Source organism: Halorubrum gandharaense, assembly GCF_054654575.1.
Window position 1 is genome coordinate 1,731,666 of sequence record NZ_BAAIET010000001.1, and the last position, 24,600, is coordinate 1,756,265.

Consider the following 24,600-nt stretch of genomic DNA (forward strand, 5'->3'; position numbering starts at 1 on the left):
TATTTATTCCACCAACGGAATTGTTATATTGCTTCCCACCTAGGAAGTAGAGTGAAACACCGATCACACTCTCGTAACGGTAATCGCCCACCAACTCCACCCACGGGGTCAGGAAGACCTGCCACGGCACTCACCGCGATCACCACCACGGACTTTCAGGAATGGCGACGGGCGTCGAACGCCCGTGAGAACGTCGAGAAGGGGCGTGCGTACTACAACGATCCGAGCCCCGTACCTCCGCCCGAGAAGCACACACCGAGCAGTCTGTTGCAGTGTCACCGGAAGCTCGTCTACCGGAAGGAGAACGCGCCAGCGGAGACCGAGATGGCCCACGGCATTCTGTGGGTCGGCACGCGCTTCGAGGAAGACGTCGTGCTCCCGTTCCTGCGTGACGCCGTCGACGACAAAGGCCTGCTCGTCACGAACTCCCTGTACGTCGACTTCGAGGTCGAGACGGACGCCGGCGAGCTCGTGGTGAAGGGGTCGACCGACCCAGTCGTCGTCGACGGCGACGGGGCGCCGGTTCTCCCGACCGAGGTGAAGACGAAGGGCTCGCTGGAGTACCTCAACGAGCCCAACGAGCACCACAAGGCGCAGCTGCACGCCTACATGGTCGGCCTCTCCGAGAAGTACGATGTCGACGTGAAACGAGGGTGTCTGATCTACGGCGAGCGAGACTCCTTCGATCTCGAAGTGTTCGACATCGAGTTCGACGACGCGTTCTGGCGAGAGACCGTCCTTGAATGGGCCACCGAACACACCGAGTACCGGCTCGCCGGCGAGCTCCCGCCGGCGAACTCGCGATTCAGCTGGGAGTGCGACTTCTGCGCGTACCGGGAACGATGCGGTAAGGGCGACAAGCCGGTGGCAGATCGCAGCTTCGAGGGCTTCCTCCCTAACATGACGTACCCACGTCCGCTCGTCACCGAACACCTTGCGGCACATCCGGACGCCGTGCTCACGCCAACACTGGCAGCGGCGTACCCGGACCTTGCAAAAGATCACGCCATCGCCCAGTGGCGCTGCACGGCCTGCAGTGAGCAGTTCAACCACCACGAAGTCGACTGGGGCAAGGACAGTGACGGGACACCGCTGTGCCCCTCGTGCGTCCATGAGGACACTCTCTCGGAGCTGACCGTTTCTTGGCCCCCCGAGCACGAGTCTGTGAGCAATGGAGTTGGGTCAGCGTGACTCCCGAAGGCCGGTTCCCACCAGGAATCGAGCGCTCGTCGAGCGCGGCGTCGACCGAGGATGAAGACGCGATCGAGCACGCAGCGATCTACGCTCGAACCTCATCCTCGAGCCAGCGGTTCGGCTACTCGATCGGAGAACAGGTCGACAGGTGCGTCAAGCAATGCGAGCAGATGGGGTGGACTGTAACCTACGTCTTCACCGACGAGGCCGAATCTGGTCGCAATACGGACCGTCCCAAGTTCCAGGAGATGTTGGATCGGGCCCGACTGGGGTGTTTCGATGTCGTCGTCTTCTGGAAACTCGACCGATTCTGCAGGTCACTCGTGGACCTAGTCAAGACCGAAGAGAAACTGAACGAATGGGAAGTGAGTCTCCAGAGCGTAACGGAGTACATTGACACGACATCACCCGTTGGTCGATTCAACTTCAGGAATCTCGCGTCGGCAGCAGAGCTAGAAAGCGATCTGACAAGCCAGCGCGTACGGATGGGAATGCATGGTCTCGCGAAAGAACACAAGTGGCCAAACGCGATGCCTCCGCTGGGATATGAAAAAACACCAGATGGGAAACTACGAGTTCTCGACGACGAAGCATCGGTCGTAAAGACGGTTTTTCATCTATACCTTCGGGAGAAATCCATGCCTCGTGTAGCACTCCTTCTCAATGAGAGTGGGTTGAAAACCAAAGATGACGAGAAGTGGTGCAGGCAGACAGTTCGTAAGGTACTGATAAACGAGATTTATGTCGGTACATACCGGGTGGCAGACTTCGAGGACTACGTCGAAGAGTACCGGATACTGGATGACACATTGTTCGCAAGGGTTATTGAGACACGCTACCGCTACCGACATCAGAAAGGCCGGATGAATAAATCTCGGAAGAAAGCAAAGGCGAAACGCGTTCTCTCTGAGTACCGAGAATGGAGGGGCCTGTAGATGTCAACAATAGATACGTCTTGTCCGAATTGCGGTGAGTCCGAATCCGGGCTTGACACACGATTCGACATGTCTGGCGGGTTCTGTGGAGAGTGCGGTTTCGTAATGAACGATGCTGGTGTCCCAGTTGTATCACCTCGCGAGGAAGGGAATGAGCAAAACAATGAGATATCGAAAGAATGGGACCTAAAAGCGCGTGATTCGTCCGAAGAAGTTCTGATCGAGTTGCTCTTGGATCTCGATAATCTTACTCCAAATCTACTCTTGTCGAAGACGGAGCTGGATCGGTGCTCGGAACTTCTTGTTCAAGTATGGGAAAAGAATCTCCTGCATGGACGAAAAAGAGAACACGTTATTGGGGCGGTGCTAGTCATCGCACTTCGCGATCTCGGGAAGCCACGTCCCCTCGGAGTAGTCGCTAACGAGTTGGATGTAGAGCGTGTCTCGATCCAGCGCGTAATTAAGAAAATACTCAGGGAACTTCCTTTGTCACTTTCTCCTCCTCAAGCAGTGGATTATTTACCCTTTGTCGGTGCCCTTCTGACTCTTGACAAAGAAGTACAATCCGCTGCTGCAGCGGTGTTGGACCAGTGTGAGACGGGATTAGGAGACCCTGCAGTAACCGCAGTGGCTGCTCTTTACCTCGTAGCGAAGCCGCGAGGGATAGCGATTACTTACAGTTCAGCAGGGGCTGCAGCGGGATCTGCTAAGGAAACCGTCTGGAAGCGTGCGAAGTTACTCAGAGATCGCTGAAGTCATCGATAGCCGACTGGGGTTCATCGTCATCACTTTCATCGCCATCATCGTCGTCACCGATCTCGAAGCCGAGGTTGGGGTGATCGAACCGCCTAGCGAGCCGATTCGGGCCGAGATTACACCCGAACGAAAGTCCGCAGTTCGAGCAGGCGTAGGTGTGATCGAACTTCGTACCTAGCTGTCTGAGAGGAGAGATATCGAAGTCCTCAGTAGCTGAACAGAAAGGGCAACGGAGCGGCAACGTCTGGTGAAGCTTTTTGAGTTCCTCTGCAGTGACGAGAGGGCCCTGGTATTCACAGCAACCACATTGGTATCTCGGGAACTTCACTCCCCAGATCTCTTTCGTCCCATGGCGCTCCAGATCGCCGTCACACTCACGGCAGCGGAACGGCTTGAACGATTCGAACAGACCCATCACGAAGTCGAGACCGTAAATCTCTGTAGCATCGCCCAGAAACTCTGGAATTTCACTCGAGGACTTGGCACTCTCCTGACTAGAGAGGATCGACTGCACTTCGTGGAAGCGATCTTTCTGGACCATTTTGAGCTCTGGACACTCAGCCACCACATCTCCGTCATAGCCGAGTTTCCCAATACAGAGCTTGCTCTGGAGAACCGTCTTCACCTGCGAGTAGCTGATGGTCTCAAGTCCGTTCTCCTCGAAGATCGAATTAAGTTGCCGGTGAGTTTCTTTTCGATTTCCCGTCTCAGCGTAGATGTCGAAGAACTTCGGAATATACTCACCGTAGTCACTATCGAGGTGGATCTTGGAATTGTCGTCTGTTTCGTAGCCTACGGGCGGGTTTGAGCCGAATGGCCATTCTCCATTCTTTAGGCTCTGCTCGTAGCCCTTTCGCGAACCATCATGGAGCCGATCGAGCCATCGACGAGCGAATGCCGCTTCTCGTGAAAGGATCTCGAAATCATAGTGCTCATCCCAGTCAAAGTACCCGTAAGAATCACAGTACAGCGTGACGCCAGCATTGCAAAGCTTGCCTAGATAGTTCATGGTGTCCCAAGGTTCGGCTCGGCTGAGGCGATCGACTTCATAGACCATGAGAATGTCATATTCGCTGTTTTGGGCACGTTCAAGTGCCTCATTCAGCTGATCCCGCTCGATTTTGGCACCAGATTCTGCTGCTTCCAGTACATCAACTACCTCGAGGTCGTTCTCTTCTGCGGCGTTTTCCAATGACTCACGTTGGGAAGCTGTACTCCAATTATCGCCTTGGGCCTTCGTACTGACGCGAGTCATCAGCAGTGCCCTATCTCCATCGACATCTCTCTTATTAAGCAGCCCTCCGAGGAGTGGAAGAGCAGACCCCTCCTTAAGAAGGGGATAGATCAGGGAGGTCATATCGCTGACCACGGTCACACTACCTTCGGCGTAGATTGCATATATAACGAGGATGAGAAACAGAGCTATACCTGCATTTCTCATCCTCTTTTTATATCTCGCATATATACTATATATGCTAGGACGGGCTGTCGTGGACTGTGCGTTCGTCGTTTGGTCGTAGCTGTAGCTCATAGTTTGAGACTAGGTTAGTTGAGAACGGTTCTGACTAGGCGTCCGCTTGGCTAAACGATCCGCCATTCGCACCGACTTCTTCAAGCACCTGGCGGCGAAGGTCCCGTTTTTCTTCGGGAGTTCGTTCGTCGTAATGCTTTTTGAGGACTTCCCTCGTCACATCACAACGCTCACTCAAGGCCTCTGCGGGAACGCCATCTCGGAGACATTCGGTGAGGTACGTGTGACGGATGTCGTGAGGTGAATGCGAACCTGGACATTTTGAGTATTTTGCAGGCGGTGCTTCTGCGCCACAGCCATCGGTATCGTGCTCATCAGGACAACCTTGGCCGAGGAAGCACGGACGGCTCCACTTGTACACGTATTTCCGCATCGTGCTTTTTCCCAATCGGCCGTACGGTGTAGAGAGAAGCGGAGAACGACCGTTCTCAGTTGTACACTCTTTTCGATTGTACGTAAGGTACGTGTCTAGAACAGTACATAACGACGTTGGGATGTTGATCTTCATTTCACCTTGTGTGCCGTTTTTGAGGCTGGTCTCAGGCGGGTCGTGACGGAACTGCAAAAACGGATGTTCTGCGTCAAGATGGACGTCATCACAGTCGAGCGAGTGAATACAGCCGAGTCGACGTCCGGTCTCAGCGAGAAGCAGCCAAACAACGTGCTCTCGGCTCGCATAGGCTCGCTTTTCGAGTTGGTCAAGGATCAAATTCAAGCGTTCTGCGTCGATTTCTACGTCACGAACACCCTCTCCATCGGCCAGTTTCGGAATCGAGATCTTATCAGGAACATCGCAATCAACTGCGTCGATCGTCGCGGCGTACCTAATAAAGTCGCGAACGACGTACCGTACGTCGCGCATCGTATTTGTGCTCAGCCGTGTGTCGTATGAATCTTCCCTGCGCCATGTGAAATAGTTGTCTAGGTCGCGATTTCGCACGTCGTTTAGATCTCGAATTCCGTTCTCTTCGAGATGTACTTGAAAACGGAGAAGTTCATTTTCGTACTCATTGATAGTCGTTGGGCGAAGACTCCCAGACCGGGTTTTCAGATATCGCTGGATTCCTTCGTCAACCATCATGGGGTCAAGTGTCGCTCGCTGATCAGCCAAGATGTACTTTTCTACTAACTCTTCTAGGTCTTTGTCGTTGATTTCCATTTTAAATGTATCACTGTGTGTTTCACCATCGTACATGGCGTTCTGTCCAAGGGATGACTCTCCGGGTTTCACTCTATTTTTTATTCCTTCCACCTCATTCGAGGTTTACAAACTCATTTTTGATGCTCTTCATCACCTTAACCAGGCTTCAATAACGTCCTACAATTGGTCTCGCAACCCGCAATTTAGGGTTTTTATTTATATGGTAGGTACGTCGCTTACTCTATGTATGGTCTTGTGCTATTTCTAACTCTAGCCACCATCTCAACCGGGTTTTAAAAATAGTCATCGCCAATACCCATTTTTAATGCTACTATGAGCAATAAAAACACCACTACTGCTCTGAGGTTTTTGTGTATATTGTGGCAGCTACGGTTAATTAAGGCTGAATTTGGGTAATCCAGAAATGATAACAGTTACCATGAAACACAGAATTTGCAATATTCTGAGTATTAATATATTTATTTATACTAAGAATAAATCAGAATGTATTCTCCTTAGTTGGTGGGTCCCTTTGTAAGTATTTATTAAAGTTTAAATTATTATCTATTGCCATAATTTAGTACCATTTCTATTATGAATCTCCGAGGTTAAGATCATCGTACAATCTGTCAAGCATTGCAAACGCGGACTGGAATTGGGCGTAGTTTTCACGCATATAATCAATAGTCTCAGCTCTTGGGATCACCGGGTAACCATCGACATAATTGATATCAAGCGATGGGCGTGGCTCAAGCACAAACTGCAGTGGCGTTTTGAAATTTTCTTGAGGCTTACGCTCGAATGTGGTTGGAAGATTGAACGAGTCAAAAAACTCTTCCCATGCGCTACGATCCTGCTCACGGATCGCAAGAAATAGTGGATAATCGTCCGGATTGCGTCCGACTTGATAGCCACCCTGTGTCCAAACGTAGACAGCGTCAACTCGTGTGAATGCAAATGGCCTGTCACCAAATTGTGGGAGAACGTAGGACTCAGAAATAGACGGTGGACTAACGTTGGCACTAGCAGCGACAAGCTCGTAGGCAGCATCTTTAACGCGGTCGTCGACGACTGAGAGGCCGTCGTCATAGCGCACGAATCCAGCATCCGCAAGCTGGTTGACAGCTTGGTTCACCGTTTCGTACGGCGTGTGAAGAGTCTGGGCGACACGACGAATAGAGTCCCCCCTCTCAATGACGAGGATGACTCGTGCCGCTGTGTCGTCCAGAACCTCATACATCTGCTAATACCGATAGTACGGATAAGCATATAATATCACAACACGGCTAATCTGTGGAAATCGCTCCAAGACATAAGTTGTCTAGATACATGTGCAGTCCGAGTAGCCACAGTGATTCAACAAACCCGAAACGGAGAATATGAACACCATGCCAAATGGGACCCCTATTTTGTAATTTGATTTTGATAACAGCGGCTCTGTTGAAATCCTATAGTTCAGACATAAGACCGCATGAAACAGCCGGTCGATGAGAACTGCATATTGACCACTGAATGGTCTGGAAGTTCAAAGAGACGTTCCGATAGCCGTGCGAGATACAAAACCGAATTTGATTGTTTGATTTTCCCGAACTAATAATACGGTCGAACATAAACTTGCAAGCTAATGAGTGAAGAGGTAAGCAAAGAGCAACTACTTGACGACTTAAGCCAGTTTGCCTCCGACCTTGGAAAAGTCCCGACAATCAGGGAGATGCGGGAATACGGGCCACACTCTGGAAATATCTATCAAAATAAATTTGGGACATGGAATAAGGCTCTCGACGCTGCCGGTTTCGATCCTAACGTCTCTCACAACATTACTCGTGAAGAGATTTTAGCAGATATCGAACGGGTTGCCGGTGTTCTCGGGAAAACACCGACACTTGTTGACATGGATGATTACGGTGAGTTCAGCAAGGCTACCTATCAGAATAAGCTGAGTTCGTATGTTGCCAGCTTAGAAGACTTGGGGCTTGAACCGACGACAGTTCAATACAACTTTTCGGATCATGATCCCCCTGAGCATCGAGCAGCAACGAAAAATGTTCGTAAACTTAGAAATGATGGGCCGACAGCTGCTTCCGACCTGCCTTTGAATTCTACTGGTGTGTCCGACAAACAGCATGGTCTGACCAAGTTTTCTATCAATACTGGGCAAACTGGTGAAATGCAGGCTGAAGCTGTCTATTATCTCTTCGGTGAACACGATCCCGAAGGCGTGATTAGGAAGTTTATTAATGTGAATCCCCAACTCCTTGAAATCCGATCACGGAAACCGATCGTTGAAGAGGTCGGTGAAAACGGAAAGCAATGGTCCAAGGCCATAAGACGCGTTCTTGATGAGTTCGATATAGAGTCCAGATGAAGGGGATGAGGTCGCTGGAAAAGTGACTAGATCTTCAAGAATGTCTATTCGATTAAATTTCAGTCTGTACTGCATACGCGCTCTGCATCTTGCATGCCGTACCTCTCAAGACCCGGAGAGATCGTGGTCCTTCCGTTACGTCATTCCTGCCAAATTCAGTCTCATATACATCTAACGTTGGACACAGCTAGCATTTGTCTGCGGATTCTCCAAGTTAATTATCTCTGGCACATAAACCAAATAGACTTCAGAGCCTGCTCTGATCATATGATTCGCTCGAGAATCGTGATCGTGATATGGTAATAAAGAGCTCTCATTAGACCATTTATACAGGTTTGCGCCTCCCTTACCGGCATCTTCCCGAACCTCGATTATCTCTGAAAAAGCCTCATCTGAAATTACTTTTCGAACAGTTTCTAGACTAACGCTCGCCCCCTCTAGGCGCTCGTTTATTCTCTCCTGTAGCGTCCTCTGAGTTTGCCAGCTGATCCCCCCATCATGTTTCGCTCGAAGCAATTCTTCTAGAATATGAATAGATTTTCCGTTGCTATTTAGATCACAAACAGATATCTTTGAACTTGAGATCCAGTCCGGAATTGCTTGTGTGTTCACATAGACCGACGTAGGTCGTCCTCGTGCCTCCTTGGTCCGTCCAAAACGAAGGATTGCTTGGAACACCTGGCCATGTGTGAGGTGGCGATAAATCTCTTCACCAAATCCAGTAAAACCCTCCAGAGAATCAGAATTTCCATCACCGGTGCGTTCCGGTTCAGTAGCCTCACCACACAGTGCAGCCCACTGCTTGACAACGTCATCCCCCGGAAATGGTGACCCAGATACGAATCCAACGGATTCATTCTTAAATAAATTCGAACTCAATACTTTTGCGTAGTTCCGAGCAAAATAGCCATCTAGATCTGTCTCGGTATCCTCATCATCGACTTCTATTACACATTGGTTGAACCAAGACTCAGAGGCATAGCTGTCTAGAGCTCTTTTCCGCGATATAATCGGGAACCGTTGCTCCTCCAAAGACCGAATCGTAAACATTCGCTGCCGGTCTCTTGAAGAGGTCTTCCCCGAAGAGTAATGGTTCATTCCCTCAGTCATCTGTGTAATATTGAACCCCAACCCATCGGTGAGGTATCGATCAAGTTCTTTGCGCTCAATAACCCGTGATAGCTTAAAATCACACCCCAGAACCGCTTCCCAGAGTCGCTGGACCGGAAGTGCATCAAGCGCAATAACCTGCTCTGCGTGACTTAGATCCGGCGGGGTGAGAACGAGTATCTCGCCCGAGTTACGGTCTCTCACGCAGCGGACGTTGGGGTCTACACCACAGGCATCCCAAAGGTCCGGATCGTGAGCCAATTCGATACCAGGTCCGACTTTTTCCATAATCAAGAGAGCACAAGTGAGTAGTGCGGCAAATTGGTGAGAGTTATTGTAGGGGTGGGGCGTGATCGCAATTTGCTCTATTGACGTGCTCTTCGTCGCACCGTTCTGTTTGAACCAGTCAATCGTCGATTTCCATGAATCACTCCTCTCAACTCGTACTTCAATGAGATCCGTGAGGTCGGTCAGCGGGATATCGTCAACAGCTTCGAGAAAGGAACCAATAATATCGTGTGGGATATTTCGTCTTTCCCCAGATTTTGTCCTGTGTGGAAACCGAGTTAGGAAGGGATCAATATTGAACTCATCAAAGACCACCGTTCGCTCCTGTAGATATCGAGGAACGTGGGCATGCTGATGATTTCCAATGAGAAGATCGATCTGATCTGCCTTCTCTTTGAGCTTGTCGCGTTTCGTGAGGTACGGGCAGGTAGACCACGGACTTTGACAAGGTGTGTTGACCGTGCTCCAAGGTTTGTAGTGGATTTCTTCTCCACTGAGACCCTTCTGGTACAATTTCCGTGCTTTCTCTGCTTCACCGTCATTCTCATCAGCAAATGTAGGACAGTCTCGATACGGACTCGGTATTACCATCGCTTCGATCCCACCAACCTTCTCCGCTTCTTCGATCGCCTGAGAGTAGAGGTCCCGACGGGCGGTTAGGTAGAGTATCTTCTGTCCAGGTTCCGCAGCTAGCCGAACTGAATTGTATGTTTTTCCGCTCGCTGGAGGGGCTTCTACCAGTACAGGAGAATTTCGATCACATGCATTAACGATCGTCTCTGTTGTCCTACTTCGGACTGCGTCCTGCATTTCTTGTCTTACTTATTACGACATAGGGATCAGAATATAATTGTTCGGGGGAAAATATCACGGGTAATAATTTTCAAGAGAACAGACTCTAATATAGAATACCCAATAATACCTGTTCGTCGATGATACTATGGATTCCTCTGCAAAACGATCTCCAAGATCTATTGATTAATGATCTGTCGCTGTGGCTCTGTTGAAATCCTCAGTAGGTGATATATTCTGACCCAGTTGCGGTCAATACAGGGCCCTATGGGTCGATATGATGGACTGCTTCAGGAGACAAAAGCCGATCAGTAGGTAGCGCAACCCACCCATTCGGGAGGATGCGAATCTTACCTTGGTGAAGCACCTGTTCCTGTTCAAAGTCGCCGTAGACAGTCGCATTCTCGTAATCAATGAAGTGTTTGTCCGAGAGTTCGTCCGGTGCAAGGACCATATCCACTAAATCGTTCCATTGGATATAGTTCTTTTTCAGACTGGGACGCGGCCGTCTCGCAGTTCTCATCGACCAGCTCTTTCAGGAATGGATATGTCTGAAGAATGGGATTTCAACAGAGCCCATTAGGTGTGTTTTAATTCTATATGTCTAAACTGACTTGTCTCACCAATTTTCCGTTTAAGGAGTTGAGAAATGTCATCGCTTGCAGTAGCGAAGATAACCTGGCGCTCTACTTGGGACTCTAATGGTGTAGCCAACTCAATTAGGAGATTGAAGAACGATAGCGAGTTGATATCGTCAAGGTGTGCAAACGGTTCATCCAACATCATTACTTTCGGGGCAGCATTATGAGCAAGGTTATTCGCAACGAAAATTGCTAACCCGAGTGCGGCACGTTGTCCCGAGCTCATCTTTCCTATCCCTTCCCAGTCTTCGTGACCTTCCCGGTGGACTTCTAGGTGATCATTACTCATTCGCACCTGATCGAATTCAAACGGCCGCTGGAACGCTTTGAACAGCGTTGCAACGACTTGGGTGTGTTGTTCAATGTACTCTTCAAGCTGATCATCAGAAAAACCATCCTCAAACGCGGACCGAATCCTTCCAAGCGTGTCGTGATATTTATGCAGCTCAGAATTTAATTGTTCGATTTCTTTGTCTGCTACTTCAATGTCAGCTGTCAGTTCATCTGTTGTTCTGGCAGTAGGTATATCTTCACGTAATAAGTCAACAACTCGATTTGTGATCCGTAAGTCTGCATTAAGCGACAAGTGGAGGTCAGTAGCGCTTTCCGGCCAATGAGTCTCAAGGACTTCAATTCCATCTTGAAGTATGTTCTTGTCATTTTCCAACTCCGTTTGTTCTGCTTGAATGTGGTCACGGCTGAAGCGTTGCATGTCGAAGTCGCCCTTGGAGAGCTCTGCCTGAGCCTCTTCATACAATTTAGTTTCGGCTTCCGAAAGCAAATTCATAATGTCAGAACCAACAGAGGCTGATAATTTGTCGGATCGCAACACCCACGCCAGCACCGACACTTCTCTATGCGAAACTCTCAAAAGAGCGTCATTACTTTCCTCGGCTGTGAGATACTCAACCCAGAGTGTATGCAACTGATCAATGTCACAAATGTCATTATATTTTGAGCTTATCAATTCTTCAAGCAAATTCCATTCATCCCCCTGCAGCAATGTGAGCGCGCCTTCTAGTGTCTCAATATCTTCACGTAGCTGTTCAGGGATCTCTGTTGAGGTGTTGCCGTGAAAGTCAGCCGGCTTTTCCCTAGTTAAGATCTCCTCAGTAGATTGCTTTTTATAACAGGCAGGACAGTATTCTGAATCCTTTGTTTGGACATATTCTTCTGTCAGTGTTCGGATTCTCTCTTGTTTTTGTCGGAGTTCCTGCTGTAAATCATCAATCTCTTCAAGTTCCTCTCTATAGCTTGTACGTTTTTCAAGAGTGGATCTGACCGCTCCTTCGAATTCCTCGCGCCACCGATTAATACTGACACTGTTGCGTGGCTCTGGCGGCTCACTCAGTGACATCCATGCCTCCGTAAGCGCAGTTATGTTGCTGATTTCAAACCCTGCTTCTTGGAATACCAGAGACATGAATGCCATCGACGGCGGAAGGTGAATCTGCTGTTCACCGAAATGATTTTTAAGCGATTGGATGTGACTCCGTTTACTCAATAGTTCCTCAGCATTGTCCAACGCATCATGATTGCTCGCGATGTAACGCTTCTCATTCTTTAATTTTTTACCCAGATCGCGCGAAGTATTTATTGAGTCCATTGATACATTTGGAGCGACTTCTACCGCCTCAGTGACCCGTTCCAATCGTGACTTCCACGTCGTCCACTGTTCGACTTGATCAGGTGTTGGCTCAGCGATGGACTTCGTCTCATTCCCAACGCCCTGCTCAATGAGTTGCCGTCCAGCGGGGGACAGATCTCGCGCAACCACTGCTACATCAGATAGGACCGAGTTGAGGCGTTCCCGCTTGTCTTTCAACTCCTCTCGCTCAACAACGGTCTCCTCAATATTCGCTCGGATACGTTTAATTTTCAAATTGAAATCGTCAGATATATTATCAGATTCCTTACGCGCCATTGACAATTCGTCACCATATAGAAGCCGACTGATGGTTGTCTGGAGCTCGATGTCCTCTTCAGAATGTAGAAGTCTGGTTGTCTGGCCTGCCGGATGGTAATTCACCCGATAAAATTCCATGTGACGGGGTTGCTTCGTTCGTGGTCGATATCCATACCAACCAGCAATTCGACTGCTCAGGACATCGGTGTCTGTGGATAGGGGCTTATTCTCACCTTTGAGGGTAATTTCCAACCCTTGGTAATCATCTACTCTGTTTTCATCATTTCGGGTTTGGCCAACCATCCCCATAGTTATCCCATCGAGGAATGTTGTTTTTCCAGTACCGTTACGGCCTTCTAAGAGTGTAAAGGAGGCGGCGTCGAACTCTCGTTTTGAAATTTGATTCTTGTCGTTTTTTCTATATTGATTTCCTAATGATACGTGGTCTATGAACTCGCGAGATGCTTCCCATTCTTTAATACTATTTATTTTATTATTTATATTAGTCTGTTCTTCTTCGAGCAGATGGTCCTTTTTTTCTTCAAGAGTCTTCGAGTCATCGAAGAGTGCACCCAGTCCGTTCTCAAACAACTGCTCAATCAACTCACTCCGTATCGACGCAGACTCCAAATCCACAATCTGTTGATGGCTGGCTTGAAGCGGTGACAGAATCTCGGATGATGATTCCTCAGGAATGCAACGCCGCATTGCAAACTTGGTATTTTTTTCGAACAATCGCTGCCAACTTCTGCTTGGTGCATTTTTATCAGAATAGACCCAAAACAGTTGGAGATTCCATTGGTTAGGTGTAGCATTGTCATAGAACAGTTGCTTGAGATACTCATTGTCTTCATCGCGGAGAGCTTCGTAATCCGGTTCATCACTCAGATAGCGGATAATGAGTACCTCGTCGTCGAAGTCTCCACGGTTCTTGATTACTTTGAATACATCACCTGATCTGCTCTCAACCCGCTGGATTTCGGTCACCTCGCCTGAAAAGATGCGTTCCAGTTTCTCTCTGTTACTCATTCGTCAACACCCACTAGGGCGTTAACCCCGTCAACTTCTCGGGGGTCTTGTAGTGTTTTCGCCGTGTCACCGATATTGTTCAATGTCTTGACCTCCGTCTTTTCTGAGATACTAGTGGTGGCAACTAACGGTAAAAAGTCAACTTTTCCTCGAGTCTGTATCCAGTCGTATATCCACCCAGCTCGTTTCGTTTCACGATTTTCAGAGCTATATTCTAGTATCGATAGAGAAACCGGTACTGTGGGTTCCCGAAATTCATCGTCTTCAGCATCCTTAGCAATCTCTTTGCGGTGATCGTCACTAAGATGCCCGTCTGCAACCCCTGACGTTTCAACTGCATTAATCGGGGTTTTTGTGGGTTTTGCTGACTGCAATGGCTCAACGCCATACTCATCTTGCATATAAGAAAATAACATATCCAACATTAGCCCGAGCTCCGCTTGCTCAGCCCCCTTAGTTGTGCGATGTTGGTGATCTGGTATGAGCTGTCCAAGTTGCTCATGTTCGTCACCACGGAAGCTCTCAAGAGCCGCCATTGACAGCCCCGAGTCTAATGAACTCTTTGGGGAGACGTTACCTACACTAATTGACGAAATCAGCTCTTGTGCAAGGGGCGAATCCGGGAGTTTTTGTTGCCAATTTTCACACCCACTGTGCGTGGGTACCTCGTAGTCTTGATTTTTGTATTTGAGCTTCTCCTGGTCCCAGGTCCAGGCAGAACTGATGTGAGGATTTGCGTGATTCACTGTACCAGAGGCGGCTACCCCTAGTACATCTCGCTTTACTTCCATGATACTAACAGAATCCTCGGCCAGTGACCACACGTACTCTGTGCAATACTCGGGTTTCGTCCCCACAACCCCGCCGTTTCGATGTGTCACATCGTACTTGGCGACAGACGATGGTTTTGGCGTATTGGCATACAACCCTGAATAGCCCCACGGAGGGGAGTCATCATCGTAATTGATTCCGATATCGCTCCAATTGGCAGTAACGTATACTGCATCGCCTCTCCCGTCGAACAGCCCACTCCGGAACCGGGTCCACGAGTGGTTGAACGGTTTGGGATTGCACTGAACGTGGACGACATAATTCCCTTCCATGGCTATCTTTTTCACCGCGTCTGCCAGCTCATAGTCCATCACCTCCGAACATGTGATAGCAAGCAAACTGTCGCCATTTCTTGGACGTAGCTGCCAGACTTGCTCTCCGCGACAAAGATTATCATACTCGGTTGGATTCGCACCCTCTCCCATCGGCTGGTTTTTATATTGTATTAATATTGCGTCACGGTCGGAGTCAACTCGGGCACTCTTCCTAATCGGGATTATTGTCGGCGTGACAAACGACTCAGCTCTTGGTGTCTCGTCTCGACACAATTCTGTGGCGCATTCACCATAAACGTCAATTTTGTGGTTCTCAAGTTTTGAGAGTTCGTCTTCTATGTCGTTTGCTTTGACTGGTGCACAACCAAGAACAAACAGTGGGCCATCAGAAGCGAACAATTGCTCGCGATCGCATAGAATCCACTTGAGATTATATCCCCACTCGGGTGCAACAGCGAGGTCTGCTTTACTATCTATGCTCGTCTGAAGAAAAGAAGACGCCTTGGGGCGAATATCATCTGGCTTTGGAAAGGAAGTGATATTGTCAACCTTCCCAGATGGTTGCCAGATAGAAATCCGCTTTCTTGCATCACTACCTCCAAATATAGAATAGTCTGATGGAGCTATTGATCTCGACCTGTTCCCGGCAACCTCAATGCGGTCAATAGTCATCGTGATTACTAATTTGGACTAACGACTCTTACTTTAGTCTATCTGTCTTTATACTCTCCCATTATCAGGATAGAACTAGGGGCTATCTATCTTTTTGATAAATTGGAGTTTAACGAAAGTGTGTCGTAGGGAAATTTTAAAATGGCCTGAGAAGCGGATTCTGCCCAGTTGCACCCCCGTAACACACACATAGACCTTTGTCGTCTACCCGACAAAATCCAAGAATGGCTCATCGGTTGTTGACGAACGATCACGCTACAACGTTATAGGCCGAAGAAATTGCACTTAGTACTTGAAACTGGCAGGATACTCAGTAGTCAATTTGTAGTCCAAACTACGGAATGTTTCATTTGTCGCCTTTTTGTAGAGTAGAGTTGGAACAACATTGCAAAATTAGTCATTGCTAACCATTCAGCACCTACTCAAATAGAAGATGATCGATTGGGATTAGATGTTGTCGAGGAACCTCCGCCGCTGTTCCATTTTCTCTTTCTGGCTCCGGCGGTCGTAGTGCTCGTCGAGCACTTCCCGGGTGACGTTGGCGCGGTCGCCAACGACATCTTTCGGCACTTCGTTGTTGAGGTGGTGGGTGATACCGCCCCGGCGTAGGGCGTGCGGGCTCACACTCGACGGACAGTCAAACGCGGCGGTATACGCCGTCGCTTCACAGCCCTCGGGGTCGCGGTCATGCGGACACTCGCCCGTCACGATGCAAGGACGAGTGGCCCGGTAGCAGTCCCCGCGTAACGTCGTCCTGTGGGCTCTTCCCTTCGACGTGGACAGTAGCGGTCGACGACCGAACTCGTCCTCGCTCTCAGGACGCTTGTCGGTGATCCAGTCGTCGAGCAGCTGGCACACCCCGTTCGAAAGAGCGACGAGACGCTCGCCGTTCTCCCCGTTCTTGATCGTCGTCCCCATCTCTGGTCGATGGACGACGGCGATCGATTGAGACTTCGGGTCGTAGTCGTCCACATCTAGCGAGTGGATGGCGCCGACTCGCATCATGGTGTGCCACATCAGCGAGATCGCGACGTGCTGTCGAGAAGCGTACTCGTACTTAGCGAGGTAATCAAGGACCTCCTCAGCACGGTCCGAGTCAAGCATCACGTCACGGACGTTCTGTCCGTCCCGAAGGACTGGCGACCGGACCTTCGTGTGGAGGTCGCGCTCGACGGCGTCGACCGACTCCGCCCACTTCACAAACACCCGAAGCGTGTCCATCTGCGTCTTCATCGTGGCGGGTGCGAGGTCACCCTCGTTGCGACGCCACAGGCGGTACTCGTGAAGCGACCGCCCGGTGAGCTCGTTCAGATTATCTACGTCTTCCTCATCGCACCAACGGATGAAGTGGCCGAGACGAGAGCTGTGCGAGTACAGCGTCGCTTTCGACACTTCGGTTTCGCGATCGGCAAGGTACAATTCTACTCCGGTTTCCGGGTCGAGTGGTTCGAGGCTCATGCTCTTGGTGGCGCGAACCACGTTCAGACCCCGATCTGAGACGGCCGAAATCAGGCCTCACAGGCCTGAAAGGTTGATTCGTTACGAGCGTGAACGCGCGCTCGTCGCGCCCGTTCCGTTTCGTAACGGTTCGCGTCCGACGGACTGCAACGCGGTTTATAGGGAATACGGCCATCTGTGGGTAGTCTCCCGACGTTGACAACCGGTGGGTTCGCATGAGTTTTCTTTTGAGGATCGCGACGGAACGGCTTCCATGCCGATGGACGTGGCCGAGGACGACGTTCGCGAACTCTGCACGGACGCGGTCTACGAGCGCGGCGAGAACTACCTCGCCGAGGGCCGGATCGGGGAGCTTCACCGTGTCGATACCGTCGTGACAGCCGTCGTGAGCGGCAGTCGCCAGTACGACGTTCGCGTCGACCTCGCGGCCGACGGGTTCGACCCGTGGTGTGACTGTCCGTACGACGGACCGGGAACGTGCAAGCACGTCGTCGCCGTGCTGCTTCGCTGTGCCGACGGACTCCCCGAGGACGAGGGCGACGACCTCGACGCCGCGCTCGACGGTGCCGACGCCGACGAGCTCCGCGCGTTCTTGCGGGAGGTGCTCGCGACCGACGCCGACCTCCGTGACCGGTTTCTCGCCCGATTCGGCGCATCGACGACGCGGTCGATCGACGAGCTCCGCGCCGCGATCGACCGGGAGTTCGAGGAGACGAACCCCGAGTACTACGTCGTCTTCGAGCCGATCGACTTCACGCAGTGGTTCGACCTCGCGACCGAGTATCGCGAGCAGGGACAGTACGCGTCGGCGGCGACCGTCTACCGGGCACTCGTCGAGTCGCTCGACGAGAACATGGAGCGCGTCGACGGCGCGTACGACCACTTCTCGGGGGCGTTCAGTCGGGCGCTCGACGGGTACGTTAACTGTGTCACGGCCGCGGAACGCAACGCCGACACGGTCGCGAACGCTGTTGGGTTCCTCGCCGAACGGGCAATCTCGGGTACCCCGTTCCTTGCAGAACACTTCGAGCGGGCGGCCGCCGAGCTCCAGGGCGAACAGAGCAAGCAGTCCCAAGAGTAGCTCACGCGGCGTCGGCGACCCCTGGAGCGCGTCGACGACATCTTCGAGTGCGAAAGACGGAGAGCGTCGCACTCGGCGGCAAACTCACGCAGGGTCTCGATGAAGCCGACTCGCGAGAACGGGCGAGCCTGGCGCGTCGGACCCGACCCCGACCACACTAGACGCCGACCACACTACTCCTCGGGTTCAACCAGATGCTCCTGGCCCCAGTCACGCATGGCCAGGATCACCGGCTCCAGTGACTCGCCCTGCTCGGTCAGCGAGTACTTAACGCGGAACGGCTTCTCGCTCACGACCGTGCGGTCGACGAACCCGTGCTCTTCGAGATCCTCGAGAACCTCCGACTGAACTTTGCCTGAGATGCCGTCAACCTCCTCCTTGAGAGCGTTAAACCCCAGCGGCCCGTTCTGAAGCAGCCGGTGAATCACGACCGGGTGCCACTTCTTGCCGATTAGCGTTGCTGTCGTCGTGATCGGACACCAGTCGGAGCCTGCACACCACACCTCGAGTGGTTCGTCTTCCGTGCTCATGGCGGTCGTACGCCCGCGAGCCGTATAAGGTTACGTTACGTAACTTGGCTGTCGGAGCGGGTCACACCCGTTCCACCTGCTTGCGGATCCGGATCCCGTCGTCGTGGACCGCCTCGACGGCAACGCGGAGCGCGGCATCGCAGTCGGGACACGCAACGTCGAGCTGCATGCGCCCGTCGACGAACGCCGGCGGACCGGGGTCGGAAACCTCGTTGAGAGCTGTCTCACAGTCCGGACACCGAAGCACGCCGGCGACCTCCGCCATCACCCCACCACTGTTCGCGCGTGTCGTCGGTAGACGATGCCAGCGAGGAGCGCGACCGCGAGGAGGCCAAAGAGCGGACGGATCGGGTCGACGTACGTCGCCAGCCACGACCCCGAAAAGAGCGCAACGAGGAGGACGTTACAGTGTGGACACGCAACCGCGAGGAAGCCGGCGCCGCCGCCGGCGTACGCGCAGGCGTCACCCGGCTGGTCGGCGAGAACTGCCCGCTGGGCGGCGTACGCCCCCGCGAGTACCGAAGTGAGCGCGAGGAAGACGAAGTCGAGTCCCGACCGCGGCACCATCCGGTCGAAGATAGGCGTTGGGAGGAAACCGGTTACGACGCCGACGATGACGAAGAAGGCGCCGGCGACGGCCCCACCTTTGAGGAGTGCCGAGCGAGGATACTGCACAGTTGACGATGCGGGTGGACCCTCAAAAACGCCGCGCGGAAATGCGCTCGTCGTACACGAGTCAGGAGCGTCATTCGACGAGTGGGGAAGTGGGAGACGGGGGCAGTGGGGAACGAGGGACAGTGGGGGATGAGGGGAACGAGGGGCGGTGGGGAACGAGGGACAGTGGGGGATGAGGGGAAGAGAGGAGTAGGAGAAGAGAGGGAGTGGGGCAAGAGGGGAATATTCGTGTGCCGCTGAGGGGACCGTGCTCGGCGGCGACCACACAGTGTTAGGCCGTGTTACTCGGAGGCGACGGCGTACGCGACCGCAAGCGGAATCGCGTACACGATGTGGCCGATCGCCGAGATGATCGTCGCCGGAATCGCGAAGTTCGGGAACGGCGGCGCACCGGGGAAGCCGAGCGTGCTCAACCAGATCGGCATCACGAGCACCGCAAGCACGACCGTCGTCAGGACACCGTACGCGACGGCGAACCCGAGCGCACCGGGGAGCTCGCGGGCGGTATCACGAAGGCCGCCGAACTCGACGATTCCGACGTAGGTCAGTCCCAGCACCACGCCATGGAACTGGTGGATCGCCCAGCCCGCCGCGAGCGCCGGTCCCTCGATGCCGTACATCGCAGGAATCGCCATCTCCAGTAGCGGCGGCGGCATGACGTACATCATCATCAGCCCGAAGGGAATGCTGCCGACGAAGCCGCCGATCGCGCCGGCGGCCCACTGTTTCGACGTGACGCCCGCGGTCGCGGACGCCGTTGAGGTTTCAGTTGCCATAGTAGGTTACCACAGGTAACCCAATGGGAGACGGCACATTAAGCCTAATCTGAGGCGGAGGTAACCGGGTTACCGGCTCGTAACCTTGTACTGCTACGGGTCGGTATCCGAAAGAAATTCGGGAGATGCATTGCCGGGGGCATCGGGATCTTCACCCGTTGTCGAGTTCAGCAAGCGCGTCGTACAGGGGTGTCAGCGTCGGCGTCTCTTCCGGGTCCTCGCCGACCCACCGATACCGCACCGTGCCGTCAGCGTCGAGTAGGAACAGCGCGCGTTTCGAGATCCGCTTGTGCCCGAGTAGTTCCTCCCGGAGCACGCCGTACGCCTCGCTCACGCTGCCGTCACTATCCGATAGCAACGAGAACTCGATGTCGTGCCGGTCCGCGAACGCGCGGTGGGCGAACACCCGATCCGTCGAGATCCCGAAGACCGTGACATCGGGGTCGATGTCGAACCACGAGAGGTCCCGCACTGAGCAGAGTTGTTCGGTACAGCCGGGGTGGAAGTCGAACGCGTAGAACGCGAGCACGACCGGTCCCTCGCCGAGCGCGTCCCCGAGTCGATGTGTCGGGATGGCCGACCCCCTCCCGCCAGTCCCGGGCAGTTCGAAGTCGGGGGCAGTGTCGCCAACGTGTACCATACAGGGGCGAAAGGCACGTCCACGATTAACTGTTGGGTCGCTGCCACGGGTTCCTTACCGGACCGTAACCGGATTACGCGAGGGTTGGCGCGGAGTTATGACGGAGTCTCCCATTTAGGTTACTAGAGGTAACCATGAGCGAACTTGAACTCGACGCCGACAGCACGGCAGTACTGATCACCGACCCACAGATCGACTTCCTGAAGCCCGAAAGCGTCGTCTGGGACAAGGTGGGCGAGACGGTCGAGGAGAACGCGGTCGTCGACAAGCTACGACGTCTGCGCGACGCCGCCCGCGACGGAGACATTCCGGTCGTTTACTCGCCTCACGAGTACGAGGACGCGGAGTACGAGAGCTGGGAACATCTGAACACGATCGACCGGATCATGTTCGACACGCGGATGTTCGACATCGCCGGCGACGGTGCGGATTTCGTCCCGGAGCTCGAGCCCGACGACAACACGTTCGTCCTCTCGCCACACAAGCAGCTCTCCGGATTCTGGAGTAACGACGTGCAAATACAGCTCCGTCAGCGCGGGATCGACACGATCGTGCTCGCGGGGATGAGCGCGAACCTCTGTGTCGAGTCGCACCTGCGTGACGCCGTCGAGAACGGCTTCGAGGTGCTCACCGTCACCGACGCGACCGCGGCCGCCGGCGAGGAGGCGCTCCAGGCCGCCCTCACCAACTACGGCTTTATCGCCCACGAAACCGCGACCACCGACGAGGTCGTCGAGCGGCTCGCCGCCGCGGAGTAGCGGGACGGCGCGTACGCTCCGGGTCGCTTTTTTAATCCGCCGGTCAGACCACACCCGCGCCGGCGAGCACCAGCCGCATCCCGATGACCGTCAGCAGTCCGAGGACGACCGTCCGGCGGAGTCGCTCGCTCACCCGGTCACGCAGCCGCTTGCCAACGGCCACGCCAGCAATCGCGGGCACCGCGGCCGCCAGCGAGGCGGCGACGACGCCGAGATTCGGGTAGAGTCCGAGCACGCCGGCGACAGCGACCCTGACGGCGTTGATCCCGACGAACACGAGCGCGACGACGCCGACGAACAGCCCGTGTGAGAGGTCACAGCTTCGCACGAACGCGACGAGCTGCACTCCGACGTTGGTCGCGCCGAAGAGGAGTCCGGAGATGCCGCCGACCGCTCCCATCGCGACAGGCGTCTCGACGAAACACCGGTCGGCTGCACGCGATAGCGTCGGGAGCGGCACGGCCTGCTGGCTGGTCGCCACGAACCCCAGCGCAACCAGCCCGAGCAACACGCGGAGCGGCGCCTCCGGGAGCCGGTCGAGCACCGCCATCCCGACGACTGTGCCAACGAGCGCGGCGACGAGCAACGGCGCGAACCGGCTCCCGCAGCTCCGCAGCTCGTCTTTGGAAAGCTCGCCCGCCAGCGAGAGGTTCACCGCGAGGATCGGAACGATCATAAACACGACGGCGACGGTGGGGTCGACCCGCGTCGCCAGCACCATCGTCCCGACCACGGCAAAACCGAACCCGGCGACACCGTTGACGGCGCCCGCGACCGCGACCACGACGGCGATCAGCAGGACCGTCTCGGGGGTAAACGCGAGCGGCATGACCGAACGACGCCGCCCCGATACATAAACCGAAAGTGGGCGTGTGCTGAACGCACATCATCGTCGACCCGACGTTGCCGGCACTTGCCGGCGTCGTCCATGTAGTCGAGTAGCGGGATACCGCCGGCGCCACCGACGCCGATCCCGCCGTGGGTGAGTGGCGAGGGGGCCTGCCAGCGATCCCGACAGTCGTGATACCGCGGTGAATTAGCCGGGCCCCCAGACGCCCTGAACACCGTCCATCCACGCCACGATGAGGGTGTGCGGCAGCGTCAACGCCGCGATCAACACCAGATAGGCGCCGACGAGCTCCAGCGGCGTCTCGACGCCGCCCGGAACAACGAGCGCCAGCGCGACCAGCGAGAGGAGTGCGACGACGGTGAGTGGGGCGGCATCCCGAGCGAACGACCACAATGCGTCACGATACGCCCCCGCTTCCAGAGCCGGCCTGCCGACCGGATCGACGGCCACCAGCCGCCCAACGTGCCGGAGGGAGTGCCAGACGCAGAAATAGAGTCCGACGGCGAAGATGGGTGGCACCGACAGGAAGAACGCGACCAAAATCAGCAGCTCGACGGCGTCGACGAGCCAAGGTCGACTCGGTCCGGCATGCAGGTAGCCGACCACAAGCGAGGCGACGACGAGCACTCCCACGACGGCCGCAGCCGCTACACGCGCCTCAACGGTGAACGCTGCTGACAACGCCGCCGCGGCGTCGGGGTCGAACAGCCCGACCAGCGTCCGGGCCACTAGCTCGTACTGGCCGGGGAACGCCACCAGGGGAATCACCATTGGCAGGGAACCCCGCGTGGCAGCGACGAGGAACCGGTGGGCTCGTCCGCCCGGATAGCCCTCCTTCCGGCCGACGACGGCCACGAGCGAGTAGAGGTCACCCTGCCCCCAATGGGCCCACGTGAGCAGGATGAAGAACGCGAAGGCGACCGCCGGCACGATAGCCCAGACGGCGGCGTAGGCGCCCCCGACGACCAGATAGAGGAGTCCGACGACGGCGAACCACCGTAATGTGGCCGGCTCGCCGCGCGCTCGTGCCACCGCGAGATGGTCGACGGCGCCGTGTGGAAGCCCGAGCAGCACGACGCTCGCAGCCAGCGGTACCAGCTGGTACGCGAGCGGTAGCTCCCCGAGGATCAGAAACACGACGGCGGTGAGCGCAAGCAGGAGCCACCCGGGAACGATCGTCAATCGTGTGAGATGTTCGCCGGCATCGACATCCTCCTCGCACCGAGAGACACGATCCCGGCAGGGGTTCCGACTCATCGGTGGCGAACGTGGCCATCACGCCGCCGAGCGTGGTCGGAGTCGACTGCGAACACCCACGCCGGAATCAGCTGGACGATCCGGTCGGGGAGCCGCCGGTGCACGTCGTCAGCGACGGTGGGCCACTGGTCGACGAGCCAGAGCCACAACACCAGCCCCTGGACGACGAAGACGTTGGTGACGAGGAAAAACAGCATCTCCTCCACCGGCAGGCCGAACGGGGCGATGCCAACCGTGTACGTTTCGGAGATCGTCCAGAGACCGGCCACGGTGATGGCGTACCAGTCGAGGATCCAGAGGTAGAGCGTGGGAACGGCGACGGCAAGCAGGACCGGTCGGCGAGCGCGTACGAGATGCGGCCAGCCGAACCCCCACTGAATGGCAAGAATCGGCCCCGCCCACGCCAGAATGGCCCCGAGATACAGCGTCGACGGGGCAGCGATCAGGAGAACGACGCCGGCGCCCGCCACGGCCAGTCCGGCCACGACGCCGGCGAGCCGGCGGCCTCCTGATAGCCGGAGGTCACCGTGTGTCGGGATCGACAGCTGATAGAGGAACAGCGCCGTCAACACCGGCTGAAGCACGAAAAACAGGTATTCGCCGAGCGGCGCCGCCCAAACATGCACGGCAGTGACGCCGTCGCCATACCACCACACGCCCCGTTCGATCAGCAGGTTGTCCCACGGCGTCGTGTACGTCATGGCGAGCACGAGGATGATCCCAAGCCCGGCGGCGGGAACACGTCCCCATCGTGCAGCCGGTCGGAGCCGGACGAGCAGTGCGAGCGCCACGATGGGCGGCAACAGAAACGCGGCAAGAAAGCCAAGGTAGGTTTCGGAGTGCATGTGGTATCACTCAGTCATCGTTCGCTCGGTACTGCCGCGGAGCCTGGCGATCAGGGCCGCGCCGGCGAGGGTCACCAACACGACACCTCGCGGGTTCGACGTACGGTCCGCGATCCGACCCCAGAGAATAGCGCCGGGCGCGCCGATGAACGTGGCAACCGCACCCAACAGACCGAGCTCGAAGGGGTTGCCACCGAGCGCGACGACGTACAGCGGAACGAGGAGAGAGGCGGCCCCCCGGCGACGGAGCCAAGCCCCCACGCA

Annotated in this window: 22 protein-coding genes; 6 read left to right on the forward strand and 16 right to left on the reverse strand. The window is 54.7% G+C overall.

Annotation, left to right across the window (positions count from 1 at the left end; genetic code table 11):
- Positions 1 to 51: 51 nt before the first annotated feature.
- From ACYQ07_RS08285 to ACYQ07_RS08295, 3 genes are all read left to right on the forward strand, one after another.
- Positions 52 to 1,191 carry a CRISPR-associated protein Cas4 gene (locus ACYQ07_RS08285; RefSeq protein ID WP_487247239.1) on the forward strand — a complete coding sequence of 380 codons (1,140 nt, stop codon included), beginning with the start codon at positions 52 to 54 and terminating at the stop codon, positions 1,189 to 1,191.
- On the forward strand, positions 1,188 to 2,129 hold the full coding sequence (locus ACYQ07_RS08290) for a recombinase family protein (protein ID WP_459879774.1): 942 nt from the start codon (positions 1,188 to 1,190) through the stop codon (positions 2,127 to 2,129). The genes ACYQ07_RS08285 and ACYQ07_RS08290 overlap by 4 nt, the downstream gene beginning before the upstream one ends.
- Positions 2,130 to 2,234: 105 nt before the next feature.
- Entirely contained in the window at positions 2,235 to 2,882 is a 648-nt protein-coding gene (locus tag ACYQ07_RS08295) for a hypothetical protein (protein WP_459879777.1), read from the forward strand.
- Here the strand turns inward: ACYQ07_RS08295 and ACYQ07_RS08300 are convergent.
- From ACYQ07_RS08300 to ACYQ07_RS08310, 3 genes are all read right to left on the reverse strand, one after another.
- Complete coding sequence (locus tag ACYQ07_RS08300; RefSeq protein WP_459879780.1) at positions 2,869 to 4,416, reverse strand: recombinase family protein; 1,548 nt, start codon at positions 4,414 to 4,416, stop codon at positions 2,869 to 2,871. The genes ACYQ07_RS08295 and ACYQ07_RS08300 overlap by 14 nt on opposite strands.
- Before the next feature lie 34 nt (positions 4,417 to 4,450).
- Positions 4,451 to 5,611: a tyrosine-type recombinase/integrase gene (locus ACYQ07_RS08305; RefSeq protein WP_459879783.1), complete on the reverse strand. Its 1,161-nt coding sequence runs from the start codon at positions 5,609 to 5,611 to the stop codon at positions 4,451 to 4,453.
- Between the two features lie 538 nt (positions 5,612 to 6,149).
- A complete protein-coding gene (locus tag ACYQ07_RS08310) occupies positions 6,150 to 6,797 on the reverse strand; it encodes an RNA polymerase subunit sigma-70 (RefSeq protein WP_459879786.1) in 648 nt (215 codons plus the stop codon).
- A 384-nt stretch (positions 6,798 to 7,181) separates the two neighbouring features.
- Between ACYQ07_RS08310 and ACYQ07_RS08315 the strand changes: the two genes are divergently transcribed.
- Positions 7,182 to 7,922 carry a homing endonuclease associated repeat-containing protein gene (locus ACYQ07_RS08315; RefSeq protein WP_459879789.1) on the forward strand — a complete coding sequence of 247 codons (741 nt, stop codon included), beginning with the start codon at positions 7,182 to 7,184 and terminating at the stop codon, positions 7,920 to 7,922.
- A 171-nt stretch (positions 7,923 to 8,093) separates the two neighbouring features.
- Here the strand turns inward: ACYQ07_RS08315 and ACYQ07_RS08320 are convergent, their stop codons facing one another.
- The 5 genes from ACYQ07_RS08320 to ACYQ07_RS08340 all read right to left on the reverse strand — a co-directional run bounded on the left by ACYQ07_RS08320 (position 8,094) and on the right by ACYQ07_RS08340 (position 16,924).
- Complete coding sequence (locus ACYQ07_RS08320) at positions 8,094 to 10,130, reverse strand: ATP-dependent DNA helicase (protein ID WP_459879792.1); 2,037 nt, start codon at positions 10,128 to 10,130, stop codon at positions 8,094 to 8,096.
- Between the two features lie 247 nt (positions 10,131 to 10,377).
- Positions 10,378 to 10,566, reverse strand: coding sequence for a hypothetical protein (locus ACYQ07_RS08325; RefSeq protein ID WP_459879795.1), 189 nt, complete (start codon positions 10,564 to 10,566; stop codon positions 10,378 to 10,380).
- A gap of 125 nt (positions 10,567 to 10,691) precedes the next feature.
- Positions 10,692 to 13,688, reverse strand: coding sequence for an AAA family ATPase (locus ACYQ07_RS08330; protein WP_459879798.1), 2,997 nt, complete (start codon positions 13,686 to 13,688; stop codon positions 10,692 to 10,694).
- Entirely contained in the window at positions 13,685 to 15,466 is a 1,782-nt protein-coding gene (locus ACYQ07_RS08335) for a hypothetical protein (RefSeq protein WP_459879801.1), read from the reverse strand. The genes ACYQ07_RS08330 and ACYQ07_RS08335 overlap by 4 nt, the downstream gene beginning before the upstream one ends.
- Before the next feature lie 447 nt (positions 15,467 to 15,913).
- Positions 15,914 to 16,924, reverse strand: a complete 1,011-nt coding sequence (locus ACYQ07_RS08340; protein WP_459879803.1) for a tyrosine-type recombinase/integrase — start codon at positions 16,922 to 16,924, stop codon at positions 15,914 to 15,916.
- A 259-nt stretch (positions 16,925 to 17,183) separates the two neighbouring features.
- Between ACYQ07_RS08340 and ACYQ07_RS08345 the strand changes: the two genes are divergently transcribed.
- Positions 17,184 to 18,005, forward strand: coding sequence for an SWIM zinc finger family protein (locus ACYQ07_RS08345; protein ID WP_459880289.1), 822 nt, complete (start codon positions 17,184 to 17,186; stop codon positions 18,003 to 18,005).
- Between the two features lie 173 nt (positions 18,006 to 18,178).
- On the opposite strand, the gene ACYQ07_RS08350 is transcribed toward ACYQ07_RS08345, so the two are convergent.
- The 5 genes from ACYQ07_RS08350 to ACYQ07_RS08370 form a co-directional block, all read right to left on the reverse strand.
- Positions 18,179 to 18,535 (reverse strand): winged helix-turn-helix transcriptional regulator, encoded by a 357-nt coding sequence (locus tag ACYQ07_RS08350; protein ID WP_459879806.1) that lies wholly within the window; start codon positions 18,533 to 18,535, stop codon positions 18,179 to 18,181.
- Positions 18,536 to 18,596: 61 nt separating this feature from the next.
- Positions 18,597 to 18,800: a hypothetical protein gene (locus tag ACYQ07_RS08355; RefSeq protein WP_459879809.1), complete on the reverse strand. Its 204-nt coding sequence runs from the start codon at positions 18,798 to 18,800 to the stop codon at positions 18,597 to 18,599.
- A complete protein-coding gene (locus ACYQ07_RS08360) occupies positions 18,800 to 19,210 on the reverse strand; it encodes a hypothetical protein (RefSeq protein WP_459879812.1) in 411 nt (136 codons plus the stop codon). The genes ACYQ07_RS08355 and ACYQ07_RS08360 overlap by 1 nt, the downstream gene beginning before the upstream one ends.
- Positions 19,211 to 19,491: 281 nt before the next feature.
- Positions 19,492 to 19,986 (reverse strand): hypothetical protein, encoded by a 495-nt coding sequence (locus ACYQ07_RS08365; RefSeq protein WP_459879815.1) that lies wholly within the window; start codon positions 19,984 to 19,986, stop codon positions 19,492 to 19,494.
- A 151-nt stretch (positions 19,987 to 20,137) separates the two neighbouring features.
- Complete coding sequence (locus ACYQ07_RS08370) at positions 20,138 to 20,626, reverse strand: redoxin domain-containing protein (RefSeq protein WP_459879818.1); 489 nt, start codon at positions 20,624 to 20,626, stop codon at positions 20,138 to 20,140.
- A 134-nt stretch (positions 20,627 to 20,760) separates the two neighbouring features.
- Here ACYQ07_RS08370 and ACYQ07_RS08375 point away from each other — a divergent pair, with 134 nt between their 5' ends.
- A complete protein-coding gene (locus ACYQ07_RS08375) occupies positions 20,761 to 21,384 on the forward strand; it encodes a cysteine hydrolase family protein (RefSeq protein WP_459879821.1) in 624 nt (207 codons plus the stop codon).
- Positions 21,385 to 21,427: 43 nt separating this feature from the next.
- On the opposite strand, the gene ACYQ07_RS08380 is transcribed toward ACYQ07_RS08375, so the two are convergent.
- From ACYQ07_RS08380 to ACYQ07_RS08390, 3 genes are all read right to left on the reverse strand, one after another.
- On the reverse strand, positions 21,428 to 22,213 hold the full coding sequence (locus ACYQ07_RS08380) for a TSUP family transporter (RefSeq protein WP_459879824.1): 786 nt from the start codon (positions 22,211 to 22,213) through the stop codon (positions 21,428 to 21,430).
- 207 nt (positions 22,214 to 22,420) lie between these two features.
- Positions 22,421 to 23,416 (reverse strand): Brp/Blh family beta-carotene 15,15'-dioxygenase, encoded by a 996-nt coding sequence (locus tag ACYQ07_RS08385; RefSeq protein ID WP_459879827.1) that lies wholly within the window; start codon positions 23,414 to 23,416, stop codon positions 22,421 to 22,423.
- A gap of 71 nt (positions 23,417 to 23,487) precedes the next feature.
- Complete coding sequence (locus ACYQ07_RS08390) at positions 23,488 to 24,336, reverse strand: lycopene cyclase domain-containing protein (RefSeq protein WP_459879830.1); 849 nt, start codon at positions 24,334 to 24,336, stop codon at positions 23,488 to 23,490.
- Positions 24,337 to 24,600 lie beyond the last annotated feature (264 nt).